The following is a 17,648-nucleotide window of genomic DNA, read 5'->3' on the forward strand; positions in this document are numbered from 1 at the left end:
TACCATAGTTCAGCTTTTTTCATCTGAAGCCACACCTACTTAATATAAAGCCACTTTAAAAGCTTTATAAGCACGTTACTTTGCTTGAGTAACATACCAACTCGCGGATTAAATGAACCTGAAACTAGCGTATTTTTAGCATGGCTAAAGGTTAAAAATCCTTCTTTACCATGGTAATGCCCCATACCTGAGTGCCCAACACCACCAAATGGTACATCATCTGCTGTAACTTGCACTAGCGTGTCATTAACAGCAACTGTACCGCTGAGTGTTTGCTTAATAATATAGTCTTGAGCTGGTTTATCTTGCCCTAAAATATAAAGTGCTAATGGATGGTGATGTTGTTTAATGTAATCAATAGCATCGTCAAGTTTGTTATAACTCATTATTGGTAATATAGGGCCAAATAATTCATCCTGCATGAGCTGCATTTCATCGCTTACCTGTGTAACAATATGCAGCCCCATGCGGTGTTTTTCTGCATCTTGCTGGTTTTGCTCAAGCGGTTTTACAATCGTTGCACCGAGTTCTTGTGCTTGCGCTAAATAACCCGTTAAACGCTTGTAATGTGCATCGCTAATAATCGATGTTAAGTTTTTACCTTCAACACCCTCTTTAAAATGCTTTTTATAAAGCTCACATAATTGCTGAATGAGCTGATGCTCAAGTGCTTGTGGTACCAATACATAATCGGGTGCGACACATATTTGCCCAGCGTTAGCCATTTTCCCAAATAGTAACGTTTGCGCTGCTTTTTTAATATCAGCCTGATCGGTAATAATAACGGGTGACTTCCCCCCAAGTTCAAGTGTTACTGGTGTTAAGTTATGACTCGCTGAGGCCATCACCAATTTACCCACCGCAGTTGAGCCCGTAAACAATAAGTGAGCAAATGGCAACGATGAAAACTCACTTGCAACCTCACTGCCGCCCTGAATTACTTTACAGTGCTCTTGTATTTCGTCGCTAAATAATTTTTCAAGTACCACATTTGTGTGTGGTGTAAATTCGCTCAGTTTTAACATCACTCTATTACCTGCGGCAATCGCTGTTACAACAGGTACTATGGCTAATTGAATAGGGTAATTCCACGGTGCAATAACGCCAACAACCCCTTTAGGCTGATAAGTTACACTGACTTTTGAAGGCCATAAACTTAAACCTACCGCACGATTACTTGGTTTAGACCAGTTAGGCAATTTTTTTATTATATGCGCAAGTGTTTGTACTGTAGGCAGAATGTCGCCAAGTAAAGTGTCAAATGCCGTTCGGTAGCCAAAATCTTTTGAAACTGCATCTACAAGCTCTTCTTCAAGTTCAACAATTCGTAATCGGAGATTTTTTAGCAACGTAATACGTTTATTAATTGGTAAATAAGGCGTACTTAGAAAGGCGTCTTGTAACCCATCAAACTGTGTGGTTAAAGAAACTGTATTGGAAGTGTCAGTGGTCAAAGTAGTTTACTCAATTTTCAAAGTTACTACAGATAATAACCCTGAACTGTTTTTCGAGCAATCACACTAATTTAGCTATAATAGCCAAACAAGTAAGCATTAAGAGTCGTTTTGCCCAGAACTGAGATGATAGGCAAAACGACTCATATCGAGATAGCTATAAGCTAAGTTTAAGTTTGTTTAAAAATTAAATACTTTTGCTGCAATAGTCATCGTCACTAATGTAATTAAAATTATCGCAATAATATTAAGCATAAACCCTGCTTTTATCATATCTCGTATTTGTATTTTTCCCGAGCCAAAAACAATTGCATTTGGTGGTGTTGCCACTGGCATCATAAACGCACAGCTACATGCAATAGCTGCTGGAATAACCCAAACTAAAGGCGATCCGAAAATACTCTCCGCAACAGGGCCTAAAAGAGGTAAAAAACCAGCGGCAGTAGCCGTGTTACTGGTTATTTCGGTTAAAAATGTAATTAACGCAACAACCACTAATACAGCCATAACCAGAGGTATTGCGCTTGCACCTTCAATTAAATGCGCAATGTATTGTGCTAAGCCAGATGATTTTATTTGCGAAGCGAGTGATAACCCTCCTCCAAATAATAATAGTACTCCCCATGGTACTTTCGATGCACTCACCCAATCTAAAATTCGTTCATCACTGCCTTTATTGGCTGGTAAAACAAATAATAACAATGCAGCCGCTATTGCTATTGCTGTATCTGAAATTTTAAGTCCAGAAAAATCAGCGAGTAAAGGTCTAAAAACCCAACAAAGAGCGGCTAATACAAACACATAAAACACCCCTTTTTCAGCACGCTGCAAAGGACCAAGGGTCGTCAGTTCTTTTATAAAAACAGATTTACTGTCGTGTAAATGTTCTGTTTTTTCATCAACCTTGTAGCTGAATTTTGTGAGCCAAACCCAACATACTATCAACATAACAATTGCTAACGGAACACCAACAAGCATCCATTGACCAAACCCTATTTCGATTTGATAGCTTTCTGACAAATAGGCCGCCATTAAGGCATTCGGCGGTGTACCTATTAGTGTTGCAATTCCTCCAATGCTCGCACCATATGCAATAGATAACAAAAGTGCTTTAGCAAATCCATCATCCTCTGAGTTTGATTCGCTCACTAAGTGTATGATTGAAAGTGCAATTGGTAGCATCATTACTGTCGTTGCAGTATTTGACATCCACATAGATAAAAATGCTGTCACCAACATCATGGCTAAAATCTGTAAACTCGGCTTTTTACCCGCATAAAGCATCGTCGTTAACGCGATCCGTTTATGTAGCCCCCAACGTTCCATCGCAATGGAGATCAAAAAACCACCTAAAAATAAAAATATTAAGGGGTGCGCATAAGGCGCTGCGGTACTTTTTATAGGTGCTATATCAGCAATCGGCGATATAACAAGTGGCAATAATGATGTTGCAGGTATTGGCACAACTTCACTAACCCACCACGATGCCATCCAAAAAGCTAACCCTGCGGTTTTAAATGCAAGACCAGACATACCACTAGGAGGGTCTATCAAGCACGTTAATAGCATTACAGCAGGGCCAAGCCATAATATAATTTTTTGCGTTAATGTATTTTTCACTGGCTCGTTTTTTATAATTTTCTGAGTCATAATTTGCCCTTAAAATTTGTACTTGAGACCAAGTGCGACACTATTATCCGCATTTTCTTGGAGATCTAAATCGGTATACAAAAGATACGCTGTGGTTTGCTTGTCAAAGACATAGTCAAGTCCAGTACTCCACTGAATCGCTTTTGACTCTTGACGAATTGCAGAGTCATCTTTAGCAAATTGTAATTTTGGAACCCATTTATCAATTGTATAACTTGCACTTAATACATAACCGTTGCCTGACTTAGTCTCATCAACTGATTCCGAATGTTGGTACAGTGCACCTAGCTGTAATTTCTCAAATTTATACACGCCCACGATTCGGCTAGCTGTAATATTGTTCAAAGAATCAACCCTACTTAATGAGACGTAATAAGGTGTATTATTTAAATTACGGTCACCGTAGATTAGCGTCGCTGCAAACCCTGCTTTGTTATTTTTATTATCGTCTTTTGGAGCATAGGTAAACGAAAACTGAGCATTAGACCAATATTGAGATGTGTATGTAAGCGTATCACCAAGCCGATCTTGCCCAGCAATTACCTGCGCCATATCACCTTGGGTTTCATTGAAGTTATCTAATTTTCCTTCGGAGTATTTAAAGCGCGTATCGTTTCTACCTATAACGATTTCACCAAACGCCCCTTTTAGACCCAAATAAGTATTACGTGCTGTAAAGGGCTCTTCTGTATCATCCTCTTCAAAGCCCTTCACCTGTACTTCGTATTTAAAAACTGCACTTAAGTATTCATTTAATTTATGCTGACCTTTTATACCAATACGAGAAAAAGGCGCTTCAATTTGCGTACCTTCTTTGGCGTAGCGCATAATACCAGTGTCGGTATTTGCGATTTGAACTTCTGCTTTACCGTAAACGGTATAATCAGCGGCTAAAGTAATACTGGGCAATATTGCTAAACTACTCAGGGGTATAAGCAAAGTAGATAGGTGTGTTGTTTTTATCATTGTGCGTCCTAATTATTAGAATCAACTTATTGTCGGCTCTAATAAGGCAAATTTACTGCCAATGATATAAAAACCTTTTTTTTCATAACCTTAAAAAAAATTGCTGTTATTATTTACACAAGCGTGTGCGGTTAACCGCACACTTAGAAATACATGTTGTCACTAAATCCGCACAACTATTCCGTAAACATATCTCGATTGAGATTATATTTACTCATTTTATCGTAAAGTGTTTTACGCGCAATTTGCAGTGTTTCCATGGTATTTTTGATGCTTCCATGATTTTGCTCAAGCGCATATTCAATCAGTGATTGCTCATAAAAAGCCACTTTTTCTGATAAGCTCAAATCAGGAGATAATCCACCAAACTGCTGCGTATTCACCTCGGTAAAGGCAAGTTCGGCGCCAAGTAATACCGCACGTTCGGCTTGGTTTCTGAGCTCTCTTACATTACCAGGCCAATCATAAGCAACTAAGCGCTGTTGTATTTCGCTGTTCAGGGGTGCTGGAGGCTTGTGATAGCGCGTTGCAGCAATGGAACTAAAATGCTTAAACAAAAGTAATATATCGGCTTTGCGATCACGTAATGGCGGGATATTAACTTTAACTAAGCTCAACCTGTAATATAAATCAGCTCTAAATTCCCCTTTCTCCACCAAGGAAAGTAAATCAACTTTTGTCGCAGCTACAATTCTTATATCTAAATCAATGGCTTTATTATCGCCCACTGGTGTCACTTTTCGCTCTTCTAAAACGCGCAGTAATTTAACTTGCAGCGACATTGGGGTACTTTCTATTTCATCTAAAAAGACCGTACCGCCTTGTGCATATTCAAACTTACCTTTACGGCTTTGCGTAGCACCCGTGTATGCTCCACTTGCTGCGCCAAACAGTTCACTTTCTATTAATTGCTCTGGTACAGCCCCACAGTTAATCGCCACAAAGTTACAACTCGAACGAATACTCTGATCATGTAAATAGCGTGCTACGAGCTCTTTTCCTGTGCCGGTTTCGCCTTCAATCATTATATCTGTTGGCGTATCTATTACTGTATTTAATAAATGCATCATATGTTGCATTTTGGGCGTATCCCCCAATATACGTACACCCGGCGCAGATGCTTTTTGCACAACCACTTTTAATGCGCGATTTTCCATAACAAGACTGCGCTTATCACAAGCTCTGGCAATACAATCAAGTAAGTGTTCGTTCAGCGGTTTTTCGAATAAATCGTATGCCCCTAATTGCATCGCTTTTACCGCAATGGACACGTCGGCATAGCCGGTTAAAAATATCACAGGAAGCTCACTGTCAAAGGCTGTGATTTGCTCGAGTAAAGTTAAACCGTTCATTGTGGGCATATTAATATCGCTAAGCACAATTCCATTATACCGTCGGCTAAGCTTACTAAGAGCCGTACTTGCGTCGTTAAAACACTCTACTGTATAACCTTCTAGTGTGAGTAGTTGTTTTAGCGAATCTCTGATCATCGCTTCATCATCAATCACTATAATGTGTTTACACAACAAACTATCAATCATGCTTATCCCCCTGCTTACTTGAAAGACTAATAATAAATTCAGCCCCACCTTGCAATCTATTGTGTGCGCTTAAAGAGCCATTAAATGAATCAATAATCTGTTTTGATATTGATAACCCTAAACCGAGACCTTTGTTATCTTTAGTGCTGTAAAAGGGCTCAAATAAATGACTAAATACATGTTGTTCAATACCCGAACCGGTGTCTAAAATAGAGAATTTAACGCGTTCTTCAAAACACTCCAAATTGAAGGTCAAATTACGTTCAACAGCACCATTCATAGCTTGGCTGGCATTGGTAATTAAATTAACCAGCACTTGTTCAAACTTAAGAGCATCAACCCAGACGATGACTGCTTCATCAAATTGCGGGGGCTGCACCTGCACATTGTCTTGCTTTAACTGCGCGCTAGAAATCATTAATGCATTATTAACAAGCGCAGCAAGCGGATATGGTCTTAATTGCATCCCTGATGGTTTACTAAAGTGCTTCAGCTGCCCCACAATTTTATGCACTCGCTCGACTAGCCCTTCAATAATAACCAAACTTTGACTTAAGGCTTCGTAATTACCTTTTGCTAATAGCCGCTTAGCACTTGCTAGGTATGTATTAATTGCACTAAGAGGTTGGTTTATTTCATGATTTATACCAGCACTCAGCTGCCCTATAGTAGCCAGTTTAGCTGATTGCACTAAAGCCGTTTGTACCTTTTCAAGCGTTTGGGTACGCTCTATTACTTTTTGCTCAAGACTATGCCTTGAATAAAGTAATTTTTTATATCCAGCAAAACGAGCTAATAAGCTATACCCAATAATAATTATAAAACTGTAGATAATAATAACCCAAAATAAGCGCGATATTTGTGCGCTATCGACCTTTGATACATCGACAAGAATATGCATTGTGGCATTAAGGTTATTGAGTTTCATTGAGGACGAAACATATCGCTGTTTATCAATTTTAAATTGCGTCGTACCTTGGCTCTGAGACTGATGCTGCTTTATGTATATTGGTTGATGATCCAGATAAGAACGGCTAGATTTAATCTCCTGCTTTGCAGTAACTCCGAGCTGAGTAAAGCTATTCAAACGCCACTGTTCAATATCAGACATGGCAATAACGTGATCGGGAAGTTGTAAATAAAAATGGCTCCCTTTCGACGTATTTAGCAACTCTCTATCATTTTCGAACTTACTTACATTAACTTTTAAAACCACTACTCCAATGGCTTTATTATCACTATAAACTGCTTGTGAAAAATATATGCCTCGTTTATTTGAACGTATACCAAGTGCAAAATAGGCCACTTTATCATCCGTAAAAGCACGTTTAAAATAGGGTCTAAAAGCATAGTTACTGCCCAAAAAAGTGTAATCAGTCTGCCAATTACTACTTGCAATAACATCACCTTGCGTATCCAACACAAAGATGTCAGACGCACCGCTGGCTTGCTGAATATCAGCTAGATAATTATTAATTGCGCTATAATGTTGTGGTGATCCTGATACAAAACTTATCATCAACTCATTATAAGTTAATAACTCTGGGATCGCAGAAAAGCGTGCAAGTTCAGTATCAATATAATTATTTAATTGAGTAACTTGGCGTTCAGCCTGAAGGTTTGCTTGCTCAATATCATGAATTCGTCCGAGAAAAAATGATATCAACAAAATAAATATGGGTAATATACAAGTAATAATGATTCTTTTAGAAAGAGAAAACATACTGACCCACAAAATAACCTGATGAATTTAAAGAACCTAGTTTAACGGCTTATTGGCCATAGCGATATAAACTTTTGTTAACAAAAATCAGAGCGAGTAAAAACAAAAAATCACCGCAAACAAAAATATTCACGGTGATTTTTATTATACCAATTCACTTCATTAAATTATCTATTTTGAGGTAGTAAACATTGCCGATAACAAGGTAAAAATTCGTTATTTCGTTGTTCCCAGCAATGACTTCTGCATTGCTTTATCTACTGCATCCATGGCGTTATAAATCAGAAGTTTTGACTTCTGTTAGCCTCAGGCTTTATCCCTTAAATTGATAACGTATTATTGCAAATTGATATAGAGCATTATCTATTCGCTAAATTAGCTTGCAGTTACAGCTCTTCGATTTTTAACATATTTGTATAAACCAATTAATGACGCTGCAATCCAGAATATTTCGATTACAAAACTGGCTAAGTTAAAGTTATAACAAAGGCTGATCAACAATAAAATGGCCCCTGTTAAATTCATCATATTGTACATTAAGCTAGTTGGAGATGTTTTACCTAGCTGCAGTAAAAAGAATGAGCCAACGACTAAAAAAGTACCTGTCATACCTATGATGTCAAATAAGAGTGCTATCACGAAACTATCCTTTATCCATTTTTAAATAACCCAAAAAACTGGCCCGATCCGTGGGGAGGGTATTTTTTCATTCATTGAAACAGCAAAACCGGGCGATTCTATCAAGATGATAAATTCTAACAAGGGCATATGTCCGTATAAGCAATATGCTTATTTAAATGTAACTTTACCACCAATAATTTTATAAGCGGGTATCCCTCTTATCACAGCAGGCCTTGCAAAAGGACGATTACAGTTAGGGCAAATACAGGGCTCTTTTGTGAAATTTTGGCTAATACGTTCTATAAAACATTTAACAAGCGCTCCTTTACCGCCCTTTCGATACTTAAATAAGGGGGTTTTGCAAGCAGAACAAAAAATATCAACCGTTTTTGTTGGCCCTTTTTTATTTGGTTTAGCCATAATTAGTCATTAATTCAAAGTAATACCTAAAGTGTAACAAGACTAAGGCCAAATACCCAAAATTAGGCCCATTAAAGAAAATTGTAAAATATGAAAACTACCATTAATTAAAAACAGCTTCATCGGCCGTTGCTCAAAAATATAACTAAGCCCAAGTGAACTACTAACCCAAAATACACCGATAATAAATCCAGTTCCTACACTTTCACCAACGTTAGGGTTTTCACCTAGAAACAATGCAAGCAAAAAAGTGGCTATAAAAGATAATAAAAAGCTCCCTCCAAAAATTAATTTTGGATCTGCTGATTGCAAATCTAGCTCTGTTAAACCACAACTTTCAAGCCAAGCTTGTTTAAACATTTTATTTGAATACCAAATGCCGCCAAGCATAAAGCAAGAGAGCGCGGCAATTAATACCGCAAAATAATCAACATCAGAAAAATTCATATACTGCCATAACTTATGCATGATGGGTTATTTGACTGTAGTTAATAATTATTAAAGCGGCAAACTCATAATCTGGAAACTAGGGCCTTATATGGACTCCCCGTAAATGTCAAAAAGAAAAAGTTAAAATATCCCCAGTTTTGCACCAGTTAATGTAATAAGATCGGTTGTCATTAATTTCACTTCTAAACCGCGTTTTCCTGCACTTACATATACGTGCTCAAACTGTGATGCACTACCATGAATGTAGGTAGCGAGGCGTTTTTTTTGTCCCAGTGGACTTACCCCTCCTAAAATATACCCCGTACTGGCTTGTACTTTTTGTGCAGCCGCCATCGCCACCTTTTTAGATGAGGCTAATTTTGCCAATTGCTTTAAATGAATTTGTTGAGAAACAGGTGTTACTGCAACAATTAATTCGCCTTCATGTGTTTCAAGCACTAATGTTTTAAATACTTGATGGCTATTAAGCTTTAACTTTTCAACTGCTTCAAGCCCATAGTGACTATTGCTAGCGTCGTGCTCGTAACTTAAGACATCAAACGAGATTTTTGATTTTTTCAATAGATCGATTGCAGGTGTCATAATACTTAATCATTTTTTATTAACAGTAACAAAAATAAAATTTAAAGCAAAAAAAACGACGCTAAAAAGCGCCGTTTCATTATTTATAATAATTTAAATTTACTTAGTTAAATCATCAAAAAACTTTTTAACACCGTCAAAAAAGCCTTGCTCTTTAGGACGGTTTTTAGAGCTATCTGTGCCCATGCTTTCATCTAATTCAGTCAGTAATTCACGTTGACGCTCGTTCAAATTAACTGGCGTTTCGATTACCACTTTACAAATTAGATCGCCTTGGGCACCACTGCGTACAGACTTAACACCTTTGCCACGCATACGGAACATTTTTCCCGTTTGCGTTTCAGACGGTATTTTAAGTTTTGCACGACCATCAAGTGTCGGCACCTGAATTTCGCCACCAAGGCCTGCTGTAGTAAAGCTAATTGGTACTTCACAATATAAGTTATTCGCTTCACGTACAAATATTTCATGCTCGCGAACCGATACTTGCACGTACAAGTCGCCAGATGGCGCGCCGTGCATTCCGGCTTCGCCTTCACCTGTTAAGCGAATACGGTCACCGGTATCAACGCCAGCTGGAATCTTAACTGAAAGCGTTTTGGTTTTTTCTACGCGGCCTTGACCATGACACTTGTTACAAGGATCTGAAATAATCTGACCTTGTCCTTGACACGTTGGACATGTTTGCTGCACAGCAAAGAAACCTTGGCGCATTTGCACTTGGCCAGCACCATGACATGTAGTACATGTTTTAGGTTTAGAACCCGCTTTAGCACCACTGCCGTCACATGGCTCACAACCCACCCATGTTGGTACTTTAATTTCAACTTCTTTACCACGAACCGCTTCTTCTAAGCTTAAGTCCATGTTGTAACGTAAGTCAGAGCCACGTTGCTGACGAGATTGACGTCGACCACCGCCACCACCAAAAATATCGCCAAATACGTCGCCAAATACATCACCGAAATCACCTTGGCCGCCGCCGAAACCACCATGGCCACCACCGCCGCCTTGCTCAAATGCCGCATGACCATGTTGGTCATACATTTGGCGTTTTTGCGCATCGGTTAAAATTTCGTAGGCTTCTTTAACCTCTTTAAACTTTGTTTCGAGATCTTTATCGCCTGCGGTACGATCTGGATGATATTTCATCGCTAAGCGTTTATACGCCTTTTTTATGTCTCGCTCACTCGCATCTTTGCTTACGCCGAGGGCTTCGTAATAATCGCGTTTTGACATATCTATCACACTACTCTTTTCTATTTGCAGCGTAAGCTGCTGGATAAACCGATAAATCCCATCGATTTATCATTGAATTTGAACCTTAAACACATGTAAAAGGCGCGACAAGCTATTGCTCGCGCGCCTCAATTGTTCATCCTAACCTAAACACTCAACTGAGTTAAGTATTTTTGGCTAGCGAGAAGCGTTAGCAACAATTATTTGTCGTCTTTCACTTCTTCGAACTCTGCATCAACAACGTCGTCGTCTTGCTTAGCTGATTGCTGTTGCTCGCCTGCATCTGCTGAACCTTGCTGTGCTTTCGCTTGTGCAATTTCCATCAGTTTTTGAGACTTTTCAGCAAGCGCTTGAGTTTTAGCTTCAATCTCTTCTTTATTGTCGCTCTTAATAGCCGCTTCTAAATCTACAACAGCCGCTTCAATCGCTTCTTTGTCTTCATTTGGTAATGCATCGCCAGCTTCTTCAATTTGCTTGCGAGTACCATGAACTAAAGCATCAGCTTGGTTACGAGCAGCTACAAGTTCTTCAAACTTTTTATCGTCCTCAGCATGTGCTTCTGCATCACGAACCATTTTTTCAACTTCTTCATCGCTTAAGCCTGAAGATGCTTGAATTGTGATTTTTTGCTCTTTACCTGTATCTTTATCTTTCGCAGATACATGTAAGATACCATCGGCATCAACATCGAATGTTACTTCGATTTGCGGTGTACCACGTTGTGCTGGGCGAATACCTTCTAGGTTAAATTGACCTAGAGATTTATTGTCGCTTGAACGTTTACGCTCACCTTGTAACACGTGAATTGTTACAGCAGATTGGTTATCTTCAGCGGTTGAGAATGTTTGCGATTTCTTAGTAGGAATCGTCGTGTTTTTCTCAATTAATGCAGTCATTACTGAACCCATTGTCTCAATACCTAGAGATAATGGAGAAACGTCTAGTAATAGTACATCTTTAACGTCACCAGCAAGTACACCACCTTGAATCGCTGCGCCTACTGCAACTGCTTCATCAGGGTTTACGTCTTTACGTGGTTCTTTACCGAAGAAATCAGCAACTGTTTTTTGTACTAAAGGCATACGTGTTTGGCCACCAACAAGAATAATATCGTTGATGTCGCTTACTGATAAATCAGCATCAGCAAGTGCACGTTTAAGTGGCTCTAGAGACTTAGTTACTAAATCTTCAACTAGTGATTCAAGCTTAGCACGTGTTAGTTTCACGTTCATGTGCTTAGGACCAGATGCATCAGCAGTTACATACGGAAGATTTACTTCAGTAGATTGTGCAGATGAAAGTTCAATTTTTGCTTTTTCAGCAGCTTCTTTAACACGTTGCATTGCAAGAGGATCAGCTTTTAAGTCTAAGCCTTGATCTTTCTTGAATTCAGCTACTAGGTAGTTGATTACACGGTTATCGAAATCTTCACCACCTAAGTGAGTGTCGCCGTTTGTAGCAAGTACTTCAAAAGTGTGCTCGCCTTCAACTTCATCAATTTCAATGATTGATAAATCGAAAGTACCGCCACCTAAGTCATATACTGCAACGATGTTTTCGCCACGGTTTTTATCCATACCGTAAGCCAGTGCCGCAGCAGTTGGCTCATTGATAATACGTTTAACTTCAAGACCCGCAATACGACCAGCATCTTTCGTTGCTTGACGTTGTGAATCGTTAAAGTATGCAGGTACTGTGATTACAGCTTCAGTTACTTCTTCACCTAAAAAGTCTTCAGCCGTTTTCTTCATTTTTTTTAGTACTTCAGCAGAAATTTGTGGTGCAGCGCGTTTTTCGCCGCCCGCTTCTACCCATGCATCACCGTTATCTGCTTTAATGATTTTAAACGGCATGATGCCGATATCGCGTTGTACTTCTTCGTCTTCAAAACGACGACCAATTAAACGCTTGATTGCAAATAATGTATTTGTCGGGTTAGTAACCGCTTGACGCTTAGCAGATTGACCTACTAATGTTTCGCCGTCTTGCGTGTAAGCAATAATAGACGGGGTTGTGCGATCGCCTTCCGCGTTTTCAATAACACGTGCTTTGCCACCATCAAGTACTGCAACACAAGAGTTTGTAGTACCTAAATCGATTCCAATAATTTTACCCATGAAACTTCTCCAACTTCAATATTCGTTAATACGTTCGATGACTTAGTAAATAGGGATGCGCCAAACTTATTTCAACTGTAAAAATGAAAAAAAATTCATTTTTTATGATTTATTTACAAAATAACCCTAATAATTGTAAGGAATGATGATTTTTACACCGCCAGAGGCGCTTTTAATTACTGGTCTGACTAGTTTGGTTGTGTTATAAATTTATTAAATCGCACTTTAAAAGGACATCTTCATGCATTTTGAACAATTACTTCTCCAAGCTTCAAAAATTGGAAGTTCAGACAATACCGAACAATTAACTAGCACAATGCAATTTCCAGAAAACTGGTGCCAAGGCAGAACTGCTTTTGGTGGGCTATCAGCCGCACTGTTGTATCAAGCAATCAGAGGTAAGGTTGCAAGTGATCGTCGTCTACTTTCTCTTAGCACTAATTTTGTAGGACCATTGCTTGCCGATACTCCCTTTTCTTTATCAGTAGAAATATTACGACAAGGTAAAAGCAGTACACAGGTACTTGCCAAAGCCATTCAAAATGAACAAGTGTGCGTTATCGTACAAGCATGTTTTGCTAAAAGTAGAGAGTCGGGTGTTAATGTGCCCGTTTCGAAATCTTTAGGGTTAAAACCGGTAGACGAGCGCTATACACTCCCTTTTGTTAAAGACCAGATGCCTGAGTTTTTTCAGCATGTTGATTTATGCCCACAACAAGGCGCTATGCCATTTAGCAGCGCAGAAACTTCTCACTTAGGGGGCTGGATGCGCTTTAAGCACACCCCAGAGCAAATAACAGAAGCGCACGTTATTGCATTAACAGATGCATGGCCACCTACGTTATTACAAATGTTTAAACAACCCGCTCCAGCTAGTAGCATGTCTTGGTACTTAGAGTTTGTGCAAGAACCAAACTTAACACCTGGCGAATGGCTTGGCTTTGAAGCAATCACTCATCATTCAAAAAATGGTTATGGTTTAGAAGATGGCTGTATTTGGTCACAATCAGGGGAGTTAATAGCCCTTACACGCCAAACGGTGGCGTTATTTGACTAAAAGCCCTAAAGCCAAACAATATTAAAGTGTTTGGCTTTTAAAGGCTTATTCACTGTTCGCGTTGTATTAATGCATTAAATATTGCAAAATTGGACAAACATTCTTCTTGCCTGGTATTAAATTGCAAACTATCTGCCCCTGCTGCGATCTGATCATAGACATACCTCGCATAATCGCAAAACAAATGGCGATATGCCCACATTGTCACCATAAACTTTGCGAAGCCGATGTTAATCACGACAGTCGCATAGTTGCACTAAGCTTTAGCGCACTATTAATGCTGCTCAGCAGTATGTTTTACCCTTTTATTTCATTTAGTAGTAGCGGTATAACTCAAACTATTACACTGCCCGACGCGGCTCGAATTTTGTTTAATTATGATAGTGAGCTACTTGGCTTATTTATTGATCTTAGTATTATTGCCCTGCCTATGGGTTTACTCCTTATTTTGATCCCTCTGCACTTAGGGGTATTAAAAACATTGCCCGAAGGCATAGCAAGGCGGTTATTGAAATTCACCCTTGCGTTAGAGCCTTGGATTATGTCAGAAATATTTTTAATCGGTGTGCTGGTCAGTATGGTTAAAATTATGTCGCTGGCTGATATTAGCTTTGGGGCAAGTTTTTGGGCTTATGTAGGGTTTGTTATTTTATATATAGCAGCACTTGTTCACTTAAATCGCCCGCGTTTATGGGCTCAAATTAAGCCTGTAAAATTACTCGAAGGCGCTGATAACGCAAAACGCGCAATTGATGAAAATATTAAAGCCTGCCATGTATGCCACCAACTATGCACCGGTGATATATGCCAGCGTTGCCACACTAAAACACACATCAGAAACCCTTATAGTGTACAAAAAGCAACTGCATGGTTAATAACCTCTGTTATTTGCTATATTCCTGCTAATGTTTTACCAATAATGCATACCACTAGTTTAGGTGATGAATCCCCCTCTACATTAATTGGTGGTGTAATTACACTTTGGAAGAGTGGTTCCTATCCCATTGCTGCCATTATATTTTTAGCCAGTGTGGTTGTACCGCTTGCTAAAGCGTTTGTGCTGAGCTTTTTATGTATTATGGTTACAAAGCCTGCAAATCGGCATACAAAAAGTTATACTCGAATTTATCAACTGACTGAGTTTATTGGAAAATGGTCAATGATAGATGTATTTGTCGTTGCTATTTTAGTTGCCTTGGTACAGCTTGGTAATTTAATGTCGGTAACTCCAGGTCTTGGCATTGTATTTTTTACAGTTATGGTATTATGCCAAATGATGGCTGCCCATGCCTTTGACCCACGACTGTTGTGGGATTCACCTAAAAATAAGATATCAGAGAATAAAGCATGACCGAAACTGCTGAAATAACAAAAGAACCGAAGATTTCCGCCATCTGGATCATTCCGGCAATTGCGCTTTTAGTGGGCATGTGGATGCTATATCAGTATCAAGCAAATAAAGGCCCTACTATTTTTATCGAAATGCCACAAGCCGAAGGTATCATTGCAGGTAAAACGGAAATAAAAGTACGCAGTGTAAAAATAGGTCAAATCGATCATATTCGTTTATCTGACACACAAGACAGTGTTATTGCTCGTGCACAAATAGATAAAAATTACAATAACTTATTAACCGATGATGCAAAAATTTGGGTCGTTAAACCTCGCATTGATGAAACAGGCATTAGTGGTATGAGTACTCTTTTATCAGGTGTTTATTTAGAGTTTTCTCCAGGAGAAAGTAAAGAGCTAAAAGAAAGGTTTACGCTCCAAGATGAACCCGCACTTATCGGTAAAGACGTTAAAGGCGGTCGCTTTAAACTCCTTAGTTATAACGCTGAAGTACTTGATGTAAGCACCGGTATATTCTTCAAAAATTATAAAATAGGGCAAATAGAAACCGCTACTTTTGATTGGGAAAACCAAGCAATGAAGTATGGCGTTTTTATTAAAGAACCTTATCAAAACCTCATCACTATGAATTCTATTTTTTGGGTGAACGCGGGTATTGAAATTGACCTCTCTGCAGACGGTATTAATATAAATACTGGCTCTTTAAGCAAACTTTTAAAAGGCGGTGTTTCTGTTGGGTTACCCGAGCAACAGGCCCCGGGTGAAATAGCACAAGATGGGCATAGCTTTTCATTAAGCCAAAGCTATAAAGAAGCGTTAGAAGAGCGCTTTTACGACTTTGATTACTACCTAATTGAATTTGAACAATCCGTTAGAGGGTTGCGCACAGGAGCGCCTGTAGAATATAGAGGTATGCGTGTAGGGACTGTTGTAGAAGCCCCTGCTAATGTAATTGTTAACGGTAAGCCCGCTCACTTTAGAAACCACAATACGGCTGTTCCGGTACTTATAAAAGTAGAATACGGACGTTTGTATCATGACAGTGCTTCAGCTAAAGAATATTGGCAAGGTAGTTTAAAAGGCTGGATTGAAAGTGGGATGCGCGCTTCATTAAAGCCCGGCAATTTATTAACTGGTGCGGTGTATGTTGATTTTGATATATATCCCGACGCACCCGCAGCGCATTTAGGCAAACTTGTTCAATATGATGTTTTTCCAAGTATTTCCAGCGGTATAACCGTATTGGCAGATCAAGTATCTGATGTACTCAATAAAGTTAATGACTTAAAAATTGAAGATAGCTTAGCGCAAATGCAAGCGACATTTACTGACTATCGAGCGCTTGCTAATGAAATGCGAGAGCTACTGAGCCAAAAAGACACACAAAATTTACCGGGTGACTTTAACCGTAATTTTGAGAAAATGACAAAAAGTATGGTGCAATTTGAAGTAACCATGCGTCAATTCGACAAAACAATGGCCAGTTACCAAGCCGGTTCTGAACTTCATCATCAAATACAGCAAACATTAAAAGAATTTAAACGTTTAAGTGAAGGGTTACAACCGCTTACTCGTGGTTTGAACGAGCAACCTAATATGCTAATTTTTGATAAATCATTACCCGCAGATCCAAAACCAAGGAAGCAATAATGAGATCGTTATTTTTAACTGCAAGTTTATTATTACTATTGTCAGGTTGTAGTTCATCAATACAAACTGCGACACAGTATTACCAGTTTGAACAGCCAATAGGCGCTTCGTCTCGCAACATTGCGGATACAGATGCGCAACTAAGAATACAAACTGTTGTACTCAGAGGCGCTTTAAATAATTTGGGCATTGCTATGAAAATAGATAGCAACCAAATTCATGCTGCAAATTACAACCTGTGGGGCGAATCGCCGGATGTAATGCTTACTGCCACAGCCCAGCAAACACTCTTTAATGCTATGCCTAACTGGATGGTAATAAAAGGCTTACCAGTCATTACTGAACTTGATCAACAAACATTTTATGAACTTGAATACGAGATTCACCACTTTAATGGCGATATGCAAGGTAACGCCGATATTTCGGGGCTCTGGCGCTTGTACTATACACATCCAGAAACCGGACGACGTCTTGTAAGTATTCATAATTTTTCAAACATAGTGCCTATTGATGATGACGGCTATGACGGTTTGGTATCAACGCTTGAAAAAATATGGCTAAACATCAATTTAGATATTGCTAAAAAAATTGGCCAATCGAATTTTTAATCAACCTCAAAATATATCTTCAATTTTTCTTCTGGTGCGTAGTTTACTTCGTTAGCCTGATCGTGATGGTGCTCTAGCAACACCTTTTTTACTTTTTTATTAAATATATCGTAAGGCTCTTTTGTATTAAATTTATAATGACAAAATTGTACCTATTTTATATCATCCTCACCAACACCAAAAACAACCCATAAGCACGTACAAACCCACTTAAACC

The 17,648-nt window shown here is 38.9% G+C and carries 15 protein-coding genes; 4 read left to right on the forward strand and 11 right to left on the reverse strand.

Features of this window, described 5'->3' with window-relative positions; translation table 11 throughout:
• Positions 1 to 35: 35 nt before the first annotated feature.
• The 11 genes from DO88_RS15460 to dnaK all read right to left on the reverse strand — a co-directional run bounded on the left by DO88_RS15460 (position 36) and on the right by dnaK (position 12,763).
• Complete coding sequence (locus tag DO88_RS15460; protein ID WP_033038143.1) at positions 36 to 1,454, reverse strand: coniferyl aldehyde dehydrogenase; 1,419 nt, start codon at positions 1,452 to 1,454, stop codon at positions 36 to 38.
• A 180-nt stretch (positions 1,455 to 1,634) separates the two neighbouring features.
• Complete coding sequence (locus DO88_RS15455; RefSeq protein WP_007375522.1) at positions 1,635 to 3,104, reverse strand: SLC13 family permease; 1,470 nt, start codon at positions 3,102 to 3,104, stop codon at positions 1,635 to 1,637.
• Positions 3,105 to 3,113: 9 nt separating this feature from the next.
• Positions 3,114 to 4,070: a porin gene (locus DO88_RS15450; RefSeq protein ID WP_007375523.1), complete on the reverse strand. Its 957-nt coding sequence runs from the start codon at positions 4,068 to 4,070 to the stop codon at positions 3,114 to 3,116.
• A gap of 176 nt (positions 4,071 to 4,246) precedes the next feature.
• Positions 4,247 to 5,611 (reverse strand): sigma-54-dependent transcriptional regulator, encoded by a 1,365-nt coding sequence (locus DO88_RS15445; protein ID WP_007375524.1) that lies wholly within the window; start codon positions 5,609 to 5,611, stop codon positions 4,247 to 4,249.
• Entirely contained in the window at positions 5,604 to 7,334 is a 1,731-nt protein-coding gene (locus DO88_RS15440; RefSeq protein ID WP_033029849.1) for a sensor histidine kinase, read from the reverse strand. The genes DO88_RS15445 and DO88_RS15440 overlap by 8 nt, the downstream gene beginning before the upstream one ends.
• A gap of 375 nt (positions 7,335 to 7,709) precedes the next feature.
• On the reverse strand, positions 7,710 to 7,973 hold the full coding sequence (locus tag DO88_RS15435) for a CBU_0592 family membrane protein (protein ID WP_007375526.1): 264 nt from the start codon (positions 7,971 to 7,973) through the stop codon (positions 7,710 to 7,712).
• Between the two features lie 150 nt (positions 7,974 to 8,123).
• Positions 8,124 to 8,375 carry a hypothetical protein gene (locus DO88_RS19050; RefSeq protein WP_007375527.1) on the reverse strand — a complete coding sequence of 84 codons (252 nt, stop codon included), beginning with the start codon at positions 8,373 to 8,375 and terminating at the stop codon, positions 8,124 to 8,126.
• A gap of 42 nt (positions 8,376 to 8,417) precedes the next feature.
• Positions 8,418 to 8,822, reverse strand: coding sequence for a DUF1761 domain-containing protein (locus tag DO88_RS15425; RefSeq protein ID WP_033029847.1), 405 nt, complete (start codon positions 8,820 to 8,822; stop codon positions 8,418 to 8,420).
• Positions 8,823 to 8,945: 123 nt separating this feature from the next.
• The gene (gene ybaK / locus DO88_RS15420; protein ID WP_033029845.1) at positions 8,946 to 9,407 is read right to left on the reverse strand and encodes a Cys-tRNA(Pro) deacylase; all 462 of its coding nucleotides are present in this window, start codon (positions 9,405 to 9,407) and stop codon (positions 8,946 to 8,948) included.
• Positions 9,408 to 9,506: 99 nt separating this feature from the next.
• Entirely contained in the window at positions 9,507 to 10,646 is a 1,140-nt protein-coding gene (dnaJ, locus tag DO88_RS15415; RefSeq protein WP_007375530.1) for a molecular chaperone DnaJ, read from the reverse strand.
• Positions 10,647 to 10,846: 200 nt separating this feature from the next.
• Positions 10,847 to 12,763, reverse strand: a complete 1,917-nt coding sequence (dnaK, locus tag DO88_RS15410) for a molecular chaperone DnaK (protein WP_007375531.1) — start codon at positions 12,761 to 12,763, stop codon at positions 10,847 to 10,849.
• A gap of 241 nt (positions 12,764 to 13,004) precedes the next feature.
• Here dnaK and DO88_RS15405 point away from each other — a divergent pair, with 241 nt between their 5' ends.
• The 4 genes from DO88_RS15405 to DO88_RS15390 all read left to right on the forward strand — a co-directional run bounded on the left by DO88_RS15405 (position 13,005) and on the right by DO88_RS15390 (position 17,431).
• Positions 13,005 to 13,820 (forward strand): thioesterase family protein, encoded by an 816-nt coding sequence (locus DO88_RS15405; protein WP_033038145.1) that lies wholly within the window; start codon positions 13,005 to 13,007, stop codon positions 13,818 to 13,820.
• 184 nt (positions 13,821 to 14,004) lie between these two features.
• Positions 14,005 to 15,171, forward strand: coding sequence for a paraquat-inducible protein A (locus DO88_RS15400; protein WP_007375533.1), 1,167 nt, complete (start codon positions 14,005 to 14,007; stop codon positions 15,169 to 15,171).
• A complete protein-coding gene (gene pqiB / locus DO88_RS15395; protein ID WP_007375534.1) occupies positions 15,168 to 16,823 on the forward strand; it encodes an intermembrane transport protein PqiB in 1,656 nt (551 codons plus the stop codon). Before DO88_RS15400 ends, pqiB begins: the two co-directional genes overlap by 4 nt.
• Positions 16,823 to 17,431, forward strand: a complete 609-nt coding sequence (locus DO88_RS15390) for a PqiC family protein (protein WP_007375535.1) — start codon at positions 16,823 to 16,825, stop codon at positions 17,429 to 17,431. The genes pqiB and DO88_RS15390 overlap by 1 nt, the downstream gene beginning before the upstream one ends.
• The last annotated feature ends 217 nt before the right edge of the window (positions 17,432 to 17,648 follow it).

Source organism: Pseudoalteromonas sp. S3431, from assembly GCF_000690035.1.
Classification (GTDB): domain Bacteria; phylum Pseudomonadota; class Gammaproteobacteria; order Enterobacterales; family Alteromonadaceae; genus Pseudoalteromonas; species Pseudoalteromonas fuliginea.